At 57.7% G+C, this 14,779-nt stretch carries 11 protein-coding genes; 4 read left to right on the top strand and 7 right to left on the bottom strand.

Going from position 1 to position 14,779, the window contains the following annotated elements; genetic code table 11:
• Positions 1-90: 90 nt before the first annotated feature.
• The 3 genes from ACTJJX_RS19955 (at position 91) to ACTJJX_RS19945 (ending at position 3,112) form a co-directional block, all read left to right on the top strand.
• A complete protein-coding gene (locus ACTJJX_RS19955; protein WP_124073822.1) occupies positions 91-1,029 on the top strand; it encodes a hypothetical protein in 939 nt (312 codons plus the stop codon).
• Positions 1,030-1,220: 191 nt separating this feature from the next.
• Positions 1,221-2,261 (top strand): ParA family protein, encoded by a 1,041-nt coding sequence (locus ACTJJX_RS19950; protein WP_157738544.1) that lies wholly within the window; start codon positions 1,221-1,223, stop codon positions 2,259-2,261.
• Positions 2,261-3,112 carry an SIR2 family protein gene (locus tag ACTJJX_RS19945; protein ID WP_023082577.1) on the top strand — a complete coding sequence of 284 codons (852 nt, stop codon included), beginning with the start codon at positions 2,261-2,263 and terminating at the stop codon, positions 3,110-3,112. The genes ACTJJX_RS19950 and ACTJJX_RS19945 overlap by 1 nt, the downstream gene beginning before the upstream one ends.
• Before the next feature lie 168 nt (positions 3,113-3,280).
• Here the strand turns inward: ACTJJX_RS19945 and ACTJJX_RS19940 are convergent, their stop codons facing one another.
• The 3 genes from ACTJJX_RS19940 to aceK all read right to left on the bottom strand — a co-directional run bounded on the left by ACTJJX_RS19940 (position 3,281) and on the right by aceK (position 7,710).
• Positions 3,281-3,730: a hypothetical protein gene (locus ACTJJX_RS19940; RefSeq protein ID WP_124073820.1), complete on the bottom strand. Its 450-nt coding sequence runs from the start codon at positions 3,728-3,730 to the stop codon at positions 3,281-3,283.
• Positions 3,731-3,951: 221 nt separating this feature from the next.
• Positions 3,952-5,646, bottom strand: coding sequence for a DUF262 domain-containing protein (locus tag ACTJJX_RS19935; RefSeq protein ID WP_025986377.1), 1,695 nt, complete (start codon positions 5,644-5,646; stop codon positions 3,952-3,954).
• Between the two features lie 330 nt (positions 5,647-5,976).
• Positions 5,977-7,710, bottom strand: a complete 1,734-nt coding sequence (aceK, locus tag ACTJJX_RS19930; protein WP_003082886.1) for a bifunctional isocitrate dehydrogenase kinase/phosphatase — start codon at positions 7,708-7,710, stop codon at positions 5,977-5,979.
• A gap of 135 nt (positions 7,711-7,845) precedes the next feature.
• Here aceK and ACTJJX_RS19925 point away from each other — a divergent pair, with 135 nt between their 5' ends.
• Positions 7,846-8,379, top strand: a complete 534-nt coding sequence (locus tag ACTJJX_RS19925; RefSeq protein WP_003082887.1) for a GNAT family N-acetyltransferase — start codon at positions 7,846-7,848, stop codon at positions 8,377-8,379.
• A gap of 158 nt (positions 8,380-8,537) precedes the next feature.
• Here the strand turns inward: ACTJJX_RS19925 and guaD are convergent, their stop codons facing one another.
• The 4 genes from guaD to xdhA form a co-directional block, all read right to left on the bottom strand.
• On the bottom strand, positions 8,538-9,842 hold the full coding sequence (gene guaD, locus ACTJJX_RS19920) for a guanine deaminase (RefSeq protein WP_003083342.1): 1,305 nt from the start codon (positions 9,840-9,842) through the stop codon (positions 8,538-8,540).
• Positions 9,843-9,911: 69 nt separating this feature from the next.
• The gene (xdhC, locus tag ACTJJX_RS19915) at positions 9,912-10,751 is read right to left on the bottom strand and encodes a xanthine dehydrogenase accessory protein XdhC (RefSeq protein WP_003083344.1); all 840 of its coding nucleotides are present in this window, start codon (positions 10,749-10,751) and stop codon (positions 9,912-9,914) included.
• 26 nt (positions 10,752-10,777) lie between these two features.
• Complete coding sequence (xdhB, locus tag ACTJJX_RS19910) at positions 10,778-13,177, bottom strand: xanthine dehydrogenase molybdopterin binding subunit (protein ID WP_003122919.1); 2,400 nt, start codon at positions 13,175-13,177, stop codon at positions 10,778-10,780.
• Positions 13,170-14,624: a xanthine dehydrogenase small subunit gene (gene xdhA / locus ACTJJX_RS19905; protein WP_003083347.1), complete on the bottom strand. Its 1,455-nt coding sequence runs from the start codon at positions 14,622-14,624 to the stop codon at positions 13,170-13,172. The genes xdhB and xdhA overlap by 8 nt, the downstream gene beginning before the upstream one ends.
• Positions 14,625-14,779 lie beyond the last annotated feature (155 nt).

Raw genomic sequence — 14,779 nt, 5'->3', positions numbered from 1 at the left:
ATTTAAGTATCATAAAGATGCTGATGGCAGTTGCATATTGTTTAAAATTAAGTCATTAATGAAATGTCGAAATATTACAGGGATGTGTTTGTGAGTGCCAAGAGAAATTCTATAAAGTCAATATACCTAGACTGGAATATTTTTCAGGATATCATTCAGAGCAGAAAAAGTTCTCGTTTAGTAGAGAATTTGAGTGCAGGGAGAAGGAAAGGTTACTCAACGCCTTACTCTCATGCGCATATTAGTGATCTGCTTAGGTGCTCTAGGGATGAGTACGTAAAGAACGATCTTGTACAGTTGGAGGTAATCACAGAAAAATGCTGTATAGGTCCGAACAAAGATGGGTCTGGGTTCTGCATAGATAGAATTCCTCCACGTTTAGTATATGAGGCAATGGCAGAAGATCAAAAAAACACACCATCGCCAGATGAATTTAAATTTTGGTTCCAGCCATATAAGGTCGACTCAAATAAAATTTCCGAAGGAAATGTCTTAGTTCCATTCCTAAAGCGTTTCAATGATGTGATGTCCCCCGAGTTGTTGGAATGCTTTGTGAGTCATCTTCTAGAAAATGGGCTAAAAGACCACAAGCTACAGAAAAATTTTAGGAACTCATTCGTAGAAATTGTCAAGTTGAATCAGCCGGCCGTTGAGCACATTAGAGAGTGGCCAATTTATAATTACTTGCTCTCTACGCCAGAAGAGATCGGGCAGAATTTCACATCAATTTTTCAATCTTTCCTTAATATTGACGGTCGATCTATAGATAGTATTAGTGAGGAAGATAAATTTACGATTGCGTATGGTGTTCTCGATTTTTTCCCTATATTCAAAGAAAAAATTGAAAAAAAGAACAATATAAATAATATGTTCACCGATGCGCTGCATGTCTATATAGCTTCTAAGTGTTCATACTTTATTTGTGGTGATAAAAAGTCAGTTGATAAGGCAAGAATCATTTATCGTGCCTTTGATGTAAAAACTAAGATCTACTACGTAGAAGATTTTATAAGTAAAGTCGAACTATAGCAGCATGCGGGCAATCCTCGGTGTCTTATGATGCTATGCTGGTTGCTTGGTAGGTTAATTTTACGATGAGAAGTGAGCTAAAGTGAGATGTTAATCTGATGGGCGGCGCCTATGATGATAAAGCGTAACTTTCTTGACAGGCTTGTATGCCGCTAATTATAAAGTATTGCGCTGGAATTATTCGAGTTTTGATGTTTGGAGAAGATATGAAAATAATTTCGTTTTTCAACAATAAGGGTGGTGTTGGTAAAACAACGCTGACTGGAAATATTGCCTCTTACTTCGCCTTTGAATTGAATAAGCGAGTTCTGGTTGTAGATTGTGATCCGCAGTGCAATATTACTCAGTATGTGCTGGGAGATGAGAGAACTATTGATTTGTATTGGCCGAAAGATGGTGCGAAAGGGAATGTAAGAGCTAAGACTATAATGGATGTGGTTCAGCCGATTGTTGATGGTGACGCCACAATAAATTCACATGTTAAACCTTTGCTGGCTCGTAATAATAGGTTTGGTGTAGACCTAGTGCCAGGCGACCCTCGGTTTTCTTTGTTTGAAGATCAATTGTCACAGGCTTGGAATGAGATTCCTAGCGGGAAAGCTGGCGGCTTTCGAGTTTCTAATTGGCTTAAATCATACCTGGAGTCTGTGTCAGATAAATATGATATAGCATTTGTGGATGTTAGCCCTTCCTTGGGGGCTATAAATCGTTCGGTTTTGCTGTCGTGCGATAATTTTCTGACTCCTTTGGGGGCGGACGCTTTTAGCCTATTGGGCGTTCGAAATATATCTCGATGGATTTCAACCTGGCTGGAATACTATGAGGTAGGACTCCAGCAAGCCGAAAGGTTCAATGCTGGGATGTTGGCTAAGTACGGAATTTCTAAGGATATTCCTATAAGGGAGGGATACATAGGTTATACTCTTCAGCAGTATATTGCGAAGTCCAAAGAGGGTGTGCGGCGACCAACTCGGGCTTATGAGAGAATTTTGAACGATGTGCCAGTTGAAGTTGGTCAGCATCTCTCTGCATTCGCCCCCCAAAATGCCGACCTCAGACTGGGGGATGTACCTAATTTATACAGTTTAATACCATTGGCTCAAACTGTTAATTCGCCAATTATTGCTCTAAAAAGTAAGGATGGGCTGATTGGTAGCCAGTTTAGCCAAGCTGAGAACTACAAGTCTATTATTGGTTTGCTCGCATCGTCAATTGCGAGTCGGGTGTTTTGATGATTACTTGGCCTCCCGCGCTCATTCGTGAAATAGCTGACCGACGGGCAATAGTTTTTGTCGGTGCTGGTATTTCTAAGGCAGCATCGCCAGGAATGCCAACGTGGCCAACTCTATTAGTTAAATTAAGTGAGCAGTTGTCCACTAAGGTGGATAAAAAGCTTGTTAAGGGTTTAGTCGCTAAGAATCGATTGTTGGATGCGGCTCAGATTGTAACTGATGGTGTGGAGCGGGCTGACTTAAATGCCGCTTTAAGGCAGACATTCCAGGTTCGTCCAGCACCTCATCATGAGGTGTATAACAGTCTTCTTCAACTTGACTTGAAGACAATTGTTACCACAAACTATGATGAGTTTCTTGAGAAGAATTTTGATCATTATAGTGGCGGAAATGCTGCATATAATGTTTGCAAGCACACCTCAAGAGATCTTTTGGATCAAGTTCGCTCTCCTCAACGTACAATTGCAAAAATACATGGCTGTATTACAGAGCCTAATGATTTAGTGCTGGATAGAATGTCTTATTTTAAGGCTAGGCAGCTAAATCATGGTTTCTTTCAAGTTATGTCTGCCTTGTTTACAACGCATACGGTTCTTTTCATAGGTTACTCTTTAGGTGATCCTGATCTTCAGATTATTCTTGAGAATACCCATGCAGTAACAGAGAGTCGACACGGCCACTACGCTCTGCTACCAAAGATGGAGCATAGATCAATGGTTAAAGCGGTAAAGCAAAGCTACAATATAACTTGCATAGAGTACCCGGCTGGCAATCATACGATAGTTCCGAATTGCATTTCTGCACTGCAAGATGCTGTGGTGACCGATCGAGCAGGCCGAGGGACTTCCTAGGCCCCATGCGTATGGGATGTTCATGAGAACTCGAAGGCACGCAGGGTTGCGAAACTAGCGATATATTTATGCGCCAACATTATAAAATGCGTGCCGACGTAAGCTGGATTGACCGTTGTATGCGCCTCTGTTTACATGCTAGCACGTGGCAAAGGCGCCGGCACCGGTTCAAAGTGAGCGGCTAGCTGTTTTCCATTTGTTCCTTAGGGATTTTATCGAGGAGCGCAAACTTGCCTTCTTGGAGTCAGGAGTTAGTAAACAAACGGAACCAGGAGGCAGGCCGAAAATCTTTTCAATATTTGATTGAATGGTTTTAACGGATGCATCACTTCGAGCTACCTTGAACCTCGTGCCTATAGGTTTTTTATCCACTCCAAGCACTGTATCGTTGTAGTCAACGCTTATTTCAAGCTTCCATTTGAATGGTTTGCTGCACAAAGTTTTGCTCGGTTTGCTGATGCGGTCAATTTTTACCTTGTAACCGTCAAATTCAAGGTCATAGACGATATGGTCTTCAATTCTTTTTACGTTAATTGAATTCCAGGTCGTCCAGTCTGTCGACTTGGTTAGAACCTCAATTTGGCAAGATAATGGTTTTTGGTGGTCACGGTTCAGCATTAGAGAGTCCGACAAATCTAGCCTGCTACGCACAGAGGTAGCAATAATTTTCTCGTTAGAATCTAAGCAGGTTATCTTTGAGTGTGCTGGCCATTGAATCATTTTCCCAACTCCATGTGTTTTTCCTTAGTCATTTAAATGCAATGTAGTATGTTTTTTGTATTCGCGCGATTAAGTGTCTCAGCCCCGGATATTTTGACCATAGCCGGTATGCAATTTACTTAAAGCACAGCCAAAAGTGCTGCGACGATTTTATCGTGCCGGACCTGGATTGCATCTTGATCCCAAATGATACCTGCGCTGACAAATTTTGCTATTTCCCGTTGTTGGAAATTGTGCTGGTATGTTTCCAGCTTTTCGGCGAATGGAATGTTTCCCACTGCACAGTTGTGGGATTTTGACACCAGTAGGTAATTGCCGAGGCAGTTTAGGTATTCGCTCTTGAAGGTTTCGTCGTAGGTGCCGTAGCCATGGGGGCTAGCTGTGGGCTCGGTAGTGGGAGCGATGTGTTCCAGTTCTGGACGCTTGATATCGTTACAACGCCGTGGCTGGTAACCGCGCTGACCTTGTCCTTCTAGGTGTACTTCATATTTCCATAGCAGGTGCCTAGCGGTGGAGTGTCTAACTTCCCATTCTAGAGCGTCTGCCAGTTTTTCATTGTTCCAATAAGCCCACCATCCACTGCCTACAGTTTTGAGATACTCGATATTCTCCAGGATAGGCTCTATCGCTGGCGCGTCGCTAGTAAAGGCCTCGTAAGCATCATTGATGCGGGACGTGATATCCGCCCGGGTGCCAATAAGGCGATGTCGGATGATCAGGCTTTCAAAGGCAACACAAAGCTGATTCTTGTCCGCTAGAGGAAGACCAAAGCGGTAGGCCTTGAGAATAAATGGCAGTACAACCGCGATTCCGCCCAAGCTCACCAGAGAGTGGATCGGAAAACTGTTTCGCTCGTCATCGCCGAAGAATACCGATAAATGCTCGAAACTGATGGCCAGTGAGCTAGTGAAATCTTTCACGAACTCAAGAGGCAACTCTGCGGTGAGCATTTTCTCAATCCGATCTAGCGCGCCGCTTTCCCACAGGGAATTGAAGTGAACGCGCAAGGTGTACTGCAGCACGTCGTCTTCATTGATGCGGTATTCCATTGCCGAGATCGATTTGTAGATGGTTTCGAAGCGATTCTGGATCTCTTCGATCAAGCTGTCCTTCGTTTCTTGGTCTTCGCCATGAAGATGGATGGCATACATGAACTGCGCCTTTACCACCTCAAGGTTGGATGGACGCTTGCCGCGGTTGTTCTGGAAGATGAACATCTGGATGGCTTCAGCTTCATCCCGCACTGGGTGCGTACTGCATGATGCCTGGGACACAATCCGCAGCATGTCGGTCAGGTAGGCTTCGGGCTGAGCACCCAGCTTCTTTTTGAAGAAGTCGAACGCATTGATGAGTCGCTGAGCAGATGTGGTTAACGAAGTCGGGGCGACGGTTCTGGACTGGTTGATCACATAATCGACGAAGGTTCGGTTGTCGTAGTCGACCGTCTTAAAGCGGATCTGACTTTCCTGCTTGATCATGTCTTTGTAGCAGTCCTGCTCATCTTCGGTGAGGGCGCGCTTGGCTTGTAAGCATGCGAACAACGCAGCTAGGAACAGCGTGATCGTAGTCAGGCGCTGCTGGCCGTCAATTACCCGATATTCTCCCTGTGTCTGCTCAAATAGGAAATGGCCAAAGTAATAAGGGCTGCGAGATTTGCTGTTGCGATAGGCTTCTAGGTCGGATAGAAATACCTGTGTCTGGCTGGCGCGGGTCGAACCTTCAACTGGCGTATCCCAAGCATAAGCGCGTTGATATGCTGGCACGACGATGCGGTTGTTGGCCAGCATGTGGCGAATGGTTGAAGAGGCTTCCACAAGCTAATTCCTTACGGTGGTGGCGTTTTGCCTCATCATCTCTTGAGTCGTGATTTTTTGCATGCCTGAGCACTACATTTATTTTGCTCGGCCCAGTCAGTGTCCCCATGGCTATCGTGGATAGAGCTCACTGACCAAGCGTTATGCAGTTCCTACTCTCGCTGGGTACCAATCTAAACAACCCAGAAATTCCCGATTCGATTCCACCGAAAGCCATAACTAGCTGATTTGTATGTAGACACCTTATGAGGTACATCAAAAAATCCACAAAATTCCAGCCCCGCGAAAACCGGGCCCTCACGGCCAACAACCGTCCGTCTGTCTCCGCACCTACCCGAGCAACTGCTCAGGCGTCTCCTGCCGCCGATAGGGAAACACGTCGATCACCTTGCCCTCGCGGATCTGCTCCTGGAGGCCCTGCCAGTATTTGGCGTCGTAGAGGTTGCCGTGCAGCTTGGCGAATAGCCGGCGCTGGTTGAGGTCGACGAACAGGAAGCGCGGGAATTCTTCCGGGAACACGTCATTGGGCCCCACCGAATACCAGGGCTCGGACGACATCTCGTCCTCGGGGAAGCGCGGCTCGGGGATGTAGCGGAAGTTCACCTCGGTGAGGTAGCAGATCTCGTCGTAGTCGTAGAACACCACCCGGCCATGGCGGGTCACGCCGAAGTTCTTCAGCAGCATGTCGCCGGGGAAGATGTTCGCCGCCGCCAGTTGCTTGATCGCCAGCCCGTAGTCGTTCAGCGCCTCGCGGGTCTGCGCCTCGCTGGCGTTCTCCAGGTAGATGTTCAGTGGGGTCATGCGCCGCTCCGTCCAGCAGTGGCGGATCAGCACCACGTCGCCTTCCATCACCACCGTCGACGGCGCCACTTCCAGCAGTTCGGCCAGGCACTCCGGCTCGAACTTGCTCACCGGGAAGCGGAAGTCGGCGAACTGCTGGGTGTCGGCCAGGCGTCCGACCCGGTCGTGGTTCTTCACCAACTGGTACTTCTGGATCACCGTGGCGTGGTCGACGCTCTTCGACGGGTTGAAGCGGTCCTTGATGATCTTGAACACCGTGTTGAAGCCGGGCAGGGTGAACACGCTCATCACCATGCCGCGCACGCCGGGGGCCATGACGAAGCGGTCGTCGGTGGTCGCCAGGTGGTTGATCAGGGCGCGGTAGAACTCGCTCTTGCCCTGCTTGTAGAAGCCGATCGAGGTGTACAGCTCGGCCAGGTGCTTGCCCGGCAGCAGACGCTTGAGGAAGGCCACCAGCTCGGCCGGCACCGGCACGTCGACCATGAAGTAGGAGCGGGTGAAGGAGAAGATGATCGAGACTTCCGCCTCGTCGGTGATCACCGTGTCGAACTGGATGCCGTGGCCCTCGCGGTGCAGCAGCGGGAACACCAGCGGCCACTGCTCGTCCGGGGTGAACAGGCGGCCCACCAGGTAGGCGCCCTTGTTGCGATAGAACACCGAGCCGATCAGCTCGATGGCCAGGTCCGGGTCCTTGCACACCCAGTCCGGCAGGTTGCTGTGCAGCAGTGCGTCGATCCGTTCGAGGTCGCGCTCGCGGTCGTCGTAGGGCACGTCGAAGCGGTAGTCGTCGAAGATCTTCTCCAGCGCCTGGCGCAGGTCGCCGCCCGGCCGGTAGGTGCGGGTGTAGGGCGCGCGGGCGTGGGCGCGCAGCGAGGGCCGGGTGGTGTGCACGAACATCGTGCCGTCGCTGATGTTGTCGTGGCTGAACAGCCCGCAGAAGATCGAGTTGAACCAGGTCTCGGCCAGCTCGTCGTCCAGCCGCAGGTCGATCTGCGCGATGTAGGCGCTCTTGATGATCGGCCAGCGCTCCACGTCCAGCAGCTCGCTGTCGGCCAGCCCCGCGCGCAGCCCGGCCACCGTTTCGGCGACCTTTTCCTCGTAGAGGTTGATCCGCTGCGCCGAGGCGCGCTGCGCTTCCTGCCACTGCGCCTGCTCGAAGCGGGCACGGGCGCCGTCGGTGATCTCGCGGAACTGCTCTCGGTAATCGTCGAAACCGCGCAGGATGAGGGCGGCGATTTCGCTGGCTGGGGCGCTCTGGACCATGCTGGCGTCCTTTCGTTGTTTGAAGGTCGAGCTTAGCCAGAGCCGCGCGGCAGGGAAAGCGCGATCTCCGACCGGCTGGTCGAGCCCGGCGCAGACGCTTATGCTGGGTGGCCAGACAGCCCAGGGATGACCGCAATGACCGCCGAATCGCCGACGATCCGCCTCGAACGCTACAGCGAACGCCACGTGGAAGGCCTCACCGCCCTGTACAACGACCCCGCCGTGGCCCGCCAGGTCCTGCAGATGCCCTACCAGTCGGTGGAGCAGCGCCGCAAGCGCCTGCACGACAGCGCGGACGACGACCGCCTGCTGATCCTCGTCGCCCTGCACCAGGGCGACGTCATCGGCAGCGCCAGCCTCGAACAGCACCCGCGCATCCGCCGCAGCCACAGCGGCAGCATCGGCATGGGCGTCGCCGTCGCCTGGCAGGGCAAGGGCGTCGGCAGCCGCCTGCTCGGCGAACTGCTGGACATCGCCGACAACTGGATGAACCTGCGCCGCGTCGAACTCACCGTCTACACCGACAACGCCCCGGCGCTGGCGCTGTATCGCAAGTTCGGCTTCGAGACCGAAGGAGAGATGCGCGACTACGCGGTGCGGGATGGGCGCTTCGTGGATGTGTACAGCATGGCGCGCTTGCGGAGGGTCGAGGGGCGGGTGGGGGAGTGAGGGTGGCCGGGAGACTGCCTCCGGCCAGCAGTGGCCTATTTAAGGACCGCTCCAGCCCACCGATACAGGTGACTCAGCCACGCGAAACTCAGCAGTGCAGAAGTGTGGCTCCCCCCAGCTAGAGTTCGGACACCTTCGGGGCTTTTTTCATGAGCGTGTCAGTCGCGGCGATGCACCGAGCGACCGGCGGCGAAGGTTTCCTTCACCGTGCGGTCGTCGCCGAGGATGGTCAGCGCGAACAGCCGTTCGGCCAGGCTGCCGGCCTGGCTCAGGCGGTAGGAGAGCAGCGGGGTGGCGTGGTAGTCGAGGACCACGAAGTCCGCCTCGTTGCCGGTGGCGAAGCTGCCGATCCGGTCGTCCAGCTCCAGCGCACGGGCGCCGCCGAGGGTGGCGAGGTAGAGCGACTTGAACGGATCGAGGCGGGCGCCCTGCAACTGCATGACCTTGTACGCCTCGTTCAGGGACTGCAGCTGGGAGAAGCTGGTGCCGGCGCCGACATCGGTGCCGAGGCCGACCTTGACCTTGTAGCGCTCCAGCTTCGGCAGGTCGAACAGACCGCTGCCGAGGAACAGGTTGGAGGTCGGGCAGAACGCCACCGCCGAGCCAGTCTCCGCCAGGCGCTGGCATTCGCCGTCGCACAGGTGCACGCCATGGGCGAACACCGAGCGCGGCCCGAGCAGGCCGTGGTGGTCGTAGACGTCCAGGTAGCCGCTGCGCTCGGGGAACAGCTCCTTCACCCACTCGATTTCCTTGAGGTTCTCCGACAGATGGGTGTGCAGGTATACGCCGGGATGCTCGCGCAGCAGCCGCGCCGCCATGTCCAGCTGTTCCGCGGTGCTGGTCGGGGCGAAGCGCGGGGTCACCGCGTAGAGCAGACGGCCCTGGCCGTGCCAGCGCTCGATCAGCGCCTTGCTGTCGCGGTAGCTGCTCTCGGCGGTGTCGGTCAGGTAGTCCGGCGCGTTGCGGTCCATCATCACCTTGCCGGCGATCAGGCGCAGGTCCAGGCGCCGGGCGGCCTCGAACAGCGATTCCACCGATTGCCGGTGCACGCTGCCGAAGACCAGCGCGGTGGTGGTGCCGTTGCGCAGCAGTTCCTGCAGGAAGATCTCGGCGACCTGGTCGGCATGGGCCTGGTCGCCGAATTGGCGCTCGGTGGGGAAGGTATAGGTGTTCAGCCAGTCCAGCAGTTGTTCGCCGTAGGAGGCGATCATCCCGGTCTGCGGGAAATGGATGTGGGTATCGATGAAGCCGGGGGTGATCAGCGCGTCGCGGTACTCGAAGACCTCGACCTCGCCGATCTCGCCGAGCAGGGTTTCGGCGTCACCGAGGCGAGCGACCTTGCCGTCCTCCACCAGCAACAGGCCGTCCTCGAAGTATTCGTAGGAGCGTTCGACGCCGACCTCCGCGGGGTCGGCGATGCTGTGCAGGATGGCGGCGCGGTAGGCTTTGGCGTTGCGGGTCATGGCAGTCTCGAAAAAAGGTTCGTGGGAGGTCCGCCGCCTGGCGGCGGACGCGGGGGAGCGGGGGGCCGCTCAGGATTCGTGGGCGCGGCGCGACTCCGGGGTCAGCCGGGTGACGCTCGACGGCCCCTGCTTGCGTTCCAGGCCGAAGGCGGCGTTGTAGGTGGCGATCACCTCGCCGGCGATGGAGATGGCGATCTCCGCCGGCAGCTTGCCTTTCACCTGCTCCAGGCCCATCGGGCAGCGCATCCGTTGCAGGCGTTCGGCGTCGACGCCACGTTCGCGCAGGCGGTGCTCGAACTTGACGCGCTTGGTCTTCGAGCCGATCAGGCCGAAGTAGGCGAAGTCGTTGCGCGCCAGGATCGCCGCGGTAAGCTCCAGGTCCAGCGGGTGATTGTGGGTCATGACGATGAAGTGGCTGCCGGGCGGCATCCGCTCGACCTCGTCGAGCACTTCGTCGTTCACCACTTTCTCCACGCCGTCGGGCAGGAGCGCGGGAAATTCGTGTTCCCGCGAATCGATCCAGCGCACCCGGCAGGGCAGGCTGGCGAGCAAGGGTACCAGGGCGCGACCGACGTGGCCCGCGCCGAACACGGCGATGTGTGCCTGCGGCTGGCCCATCGGCTCGAACAGCAGCACCGTGGCGCCGCCGCAGCACTGGCCGAGACTGGCGCCCAGGCTGAAGCGCTCCAGGCGGGTGTCCTGGGTCCGCGCGGCGAGCATTTCCCGGGCAATGGCCTGGGCCCTGTATTCCAGGTGGCCGCCGCCGATGGTGTCGTAGAGCCGCTCGGCGCTGACCACCATCTTCGAGCCGGCGTTGCGCGGGGTCGAGCCGCGTTCCTCGATGATGGTCACCAGGACGCAAGGTTCGCCGCTACGCTGCAACTCGGCCAGGGCGCTGATCCAGTTCATCTCGTCATCCTCCCGATCGCGGCGGTTCAGGCCGGTTCGACCGCGGCGTCCGCCGCTTGCGCCTGGGCGGCCTTCAGCCGGCGCATCTGTTCCACGCCCCAGAGCACCCGCTCGGGCGTCGCCGGCGCGTCGATGGCGGGTTGCGCGCGGTAGTCGGCGAGGCTGGCCACGGCGTCCTTGATCGCGCACCAGACCGAGATGCCGAGCATGAACGGCGGCTCGCCCACGGCCTTGGAATGGAACACGGTCTGCTCCGGATTCTTGCGGTTCTCCAGCAGTTTCACCCGCAGGTCCAGCGGCATGTCGGCGACGGCGGGAATCTTGTAGCTGGCCGGGCCGCTGGTCATCAGCTTGCCCTTGGCGTTCCAGACCAGTTCCTCCATGGTCAGCCAGCCCATGCCCTGGACGAAGCCGCCTTCGACCTGGCCGATGTCGATGGCCGGGTTCAGCGAGTCGCCGACGTCATGCAGGATGTCGGTGCGCAGCATGCGGTATTCGCCGGTGAGGGTATCGACTATCACCTCCGAGCAGGCGGCGCCGTAGGCAAAATAATAGAAGGGCCGGCCACGGGCCTGCTCGCGGTCGTAGAAGATCTTCGGCGTGCGGTAGAAGCCGGTGCTGGACAACGAAACCTGGCCGAAGTAGGCCTGCTGGACCAGTTCCTCGAACGGCAGGATCAGCTCGCGGATACGCACCTGGTTGTTGCGGAACTCGACGTCTTCCTCGCTGACCTTCCAGTGCCGTGCGGCGAACTCCACCAGGCGCCGCTTGATGGTTTCGGCGGCATTCTGCGCGGCCTTGCCGTTCAGGTCGGTGCCCGAGGAGGCGGCGGTGGGGGAGGTATTGGGTACCTTGTCGGTATTGGTGGCGGTGATCTGGATGCGCTCCACGTCGACCTGGAAGACCTCGGCGACCACCTGGGCGACCTTGGTATTGAGGCCCTGGCCCATCTCGGTGCCGCCATGGTTCAGGTGGATGCTGCCGTCGGTATAGATGTGGATCAGCGCACCTGCCTGGTTGAGGAAGGTCGCGGTGAACGAAATGCCGAACTTCACCGGGGTCAGCGCCAGGCCTTTCTTCAGGACCGGGCTGGCGGCATTGAAGGCACGGATTTCCTCGCGGCGGCGGGCGTACTCGCTGCTCGCTTCCAGCTCGGCGGTCATCTCCGCCAACAGGTTGTGCTCGACGGTCTGGTGGTAATGGGTGACGTTGCGCTCGTTCTTGCCGTAGTAGTTGAGCTTGCGCACCTCCAGCGGGTCCTTGCCCAGGCTGCGGGCCACGGCGTCCATGATCTCCTCGATGGCGACCATTCCCTGGGGCCCGCCGAAACCGCGGTAGGCGGTGTTCGAGGCGGTGTTGGTCTTGCAACGGTGGCCGTTGATGGTGGCGTTGCCGAGGAAGTAGGCGTTGTCCGAGTGGAACATGGCGCGGTCGACGATCGAGCCGGAGAGGTCCGGCGAATAGCCGCAATTGCCGGCCAGGTCGATCTGGATGCCGTGCAGGCGGCCATCGTCGTCGAAGCCGACGTCGTATTCGACGTAGAACGGGTGACGCTTGCCGGTGATCTGCATGTCCTCCATGCGCGGCAGGCGCATCTTCGCCGGACGCCCGGTGTGGTAGGCGACCACCGCGCACAGGCAGGCCGGCGCCGCGGCCTGGGTTTCCTTGCCGCCGAAGCCGCCGCCCATGCGGCGCATGTCGATGACGATGCGGTTGAAGGAAACCCCGAGGACCTCGGCCACCAGCTTCTGCACTTCGGTGGGGTTCTGGGTCGAGCAATAGACGATCATGCCGCCGTCTTCGCTGGGCATTACCGAGGAAATCTGCGTCTCCAGGTAGAAATGCTCCTGGCCGCCGATGTGCAGCGTGCCTTGCAGGCGATGCGGCGCGCCGGCCAGCGCGGCGGCGGAATCGCCGATGCGGTGCTGGTGGCTGTCGAGGACGAAATGGCGCTTGCGCAGGGCCTCGACCACGTCGAGCACCGGCTCCAGGTCTTCGTACTCGACGATCGCCGCCATGGCCGCCTTGCGCGCGGTTTCCAGGCTGTCGGCGGCGACCGCCAGGACCATCTGTCCGACATACTCCACCTTGCCATCGGCCAGCAGCGGGTCGCCGGCCACCACCGGGCCGATGTCGAGCTGGCCGGGAACGTCGGCGGCGGTGAGGGCGATGGCGACGCCGGGGAACTGGTAGCAGGGCGTCACGTCGAGGCGGGTGATGCGGGCGTGGGCGCGCTCGCTCAGGCGCGCATAGACGTGCAACTGGTTGGGAAACTCCAGGCGATCGTCGATGTAGATCGCCTCGCCGCTGACGTGCTTGGGGGCGCTTTCGTGCTTGACGCTGCGGCCGACTCCGGTGGTCAGCTCGGCGCGGAACAGGTCGGCCAGCTCTTCCTGGCTCTTGTGCGGCTTGCGATGGTTAGACATAGGCGGTCACCCGGGTTTCGACGGCGGGAGCGTGCAGCTCCAGGAAGCATTTGCGCAGCAGGTTCTGCGCGGTCAGCAGGCGATATTCCTTGCTCGCGCGGAAGTCGCTGAGCGGGGTGAAGTCGTTCGCCAGGGCGGCCGCGGCGCGTTCGAAGCTGGCGGCTTCCAGGCGCGCGCCTTGCAGCGCCGCTTCGCAGGCGGCGGCGCGCTTGGGAATCGCCGCCATGCCGCCGAAGGCGACCCTGGCGCGGGCGATCCGGCCATCTTCCAGGTCGAGGCTGATGGCGGCGCAGACCGCGGAAATATCGTCGTCGATGCGCTTGGAGACCTTGTAGGCCTTGAACGCCTGGCTGGGCCGGGCACGCGGGACCAGGATCTTCTCGATGAACTCGCCTTCTTCGCGGGCGGTGACCTTGTAGTCGAGGAAGTACTCCTCCAGCGGCAGCTCGCGGCGCCGTTCGCCGCGGCGCAGGACGATCTTCGCGCCGAGGGCGATCAGCAGCGGCGGGGCGTCGCCGATCGGCGAGGCGTTGCCGATATTGCCGCCGAGAGTGCCCTGGTTGCGGATCTGCAGGGACGCGAAACGCTGCAGCAACTCGCCGAAGTCCGGGTAGTCCGCGGCCAGCGCCTGGTAGCAGTCGGTCAGCGGGGTGGCGGCGCCGATTTCCAGGCAGTTGGCGCCCACTTCGATGCGTTTCATTTCGCGGATGTGGCCGACATAGATCATCACCGGCAGTTCGCGATGGAACTGGGTGACCTCCAGCGCCAGGTCGGTGCCGCCGGCCAGCAGGCGTGCCTGCGGATTAGCGCCGTAGAGGTCGGCCAGGTCGGCGACGGTGAGCGGCAGCAGGCAGCGCCGGTCACCGCTGTTCAGCTCGGCGGTTTCGCGCGGAGCGATGGCGCGCAATTGCTCGATGGTGGCGGCTTCCCGGGCGTCGAACTGGTCTGCGCGCTTGTGGCAGCAGGCCTGCTCGGCGGCGTCGAGGATCGGCCGGTAGCCGGTGCAGCGGCAGAGGTTGCCGGCGAGCGCCTCGTGGGCCTTGGCCGGATCGGCGCCGGCGCTGTTCTTCTGCAGGGCGAACAGCGACATGACGAAACCCGGCGTGCAGAACCCGCACTGCGAGCCATGGCAGTCGACCATCGCCTGCTGCACGTCGTGCAGGCGGTCCTGGTGCTTGAGGTCCTCGACGGTGATCAATTGCTTGCCGTGAAGGGCGGAAACGAAGGTCAGGCAGGAGTTCAGGCTGCGATAGCGGATGCGTTCGGCACCATCCTCGCCGGTGACCAGTTCGCCGACCACCACGGTGCAGGCGCCGCAATCGCCGGAGGCGCAGCCTTCCTTGGTGCCGGTCTTGCCGAGGTGCCGGCGCAGGTAGTCGAGGACGGTGAGGTTGGGGTCCAGGCGTTCTTCGACGCGGATCTCCCGGTTGAGCAGGAACCTGATCAAGGCGTGCCTCCAGGCGGGTTCTTGTTATTGAATTCTAGGCCTTGCAGGAGAACCGGCCGGAGTGGGGCGGTTTCCGCACAGGGCTCCACGGTAGGAGCTATGGAGGCGAATCTAGAAAAAACTGACTTTTGAGTCAAATAATTTTTTGACCTGTA

Source organism: Pseudomonas sp. 22490, assembly GCF_052044465.1.
GTDB lineage: Bacteria > Pseudomonadota > Gammaproteobacteria > Pseudomonadales > Pseudomonadaceae > Pseudomonas > Pseudomonas aeruginosa.
Note: the sequence above shows the minus strand (reverse complement) of the source record. Positions and strands in the feature narration are given on the sequence as shown.

Bases quoted from the DNA above. Each gene is read 5' to 3' on its own strand.
- ACTJJX_RS19925 (WP_003082887.1), top strand. From the start codon at position 7,846: ATGACCGCCGAATCGCCGACGATCCGCCTCGAACGCTACAGCGAACGC.
- xdhB (WP_003122919.1), bottom strand. From the start codon at position 13,177: ATGTCTAACCATCGCAAGCCGCACAAGAGCCAGGAAGAGCTGGCCGAC.
- ACTJJX_RS19945 (WP_023082577.1), top strand. From the start codon at position 2,261: ATGATTACTTGGCCTCCCGCGCTCATTCGTGAAATAGCTGACCGACGG.
- guaD (WP_003083342.1), bottom strand. From the start codon at position 9,842: ATGACCCGCAACGCCAAAGCCTACCGCGCCGCCATCCTGCACAGCATC.
- xdhC (WP_003083344.1), bottom strand. From the start codon at position 10,751: ATGAACTGGATCAGCGCCCTGGCCGAGTTGCAGCGTAGCGGCGAACCT.
- ACTJJX_RS19950 (WP_157738544.1), top strand. From the start codon at position 1,221: ATGTTTGGAGAAGATATGAAAATAATTTCGTTTTTCAACAATAAGGGT.
- ACTJJX_RS19940 (WP_124073820.1), bottom strand. From the start codon at position 3,730: ATGCTGAACCGTGACCACCAAAAACCATTATCTTGCCAAATTGAGGTT.
- aceK (WP_003082886.1), bottom strand. From the start codon at position 7,710: ATGGTCCAGAGCGCCCCAGCCAGCGAAATCGCCGCCCTCATCCTGCGC.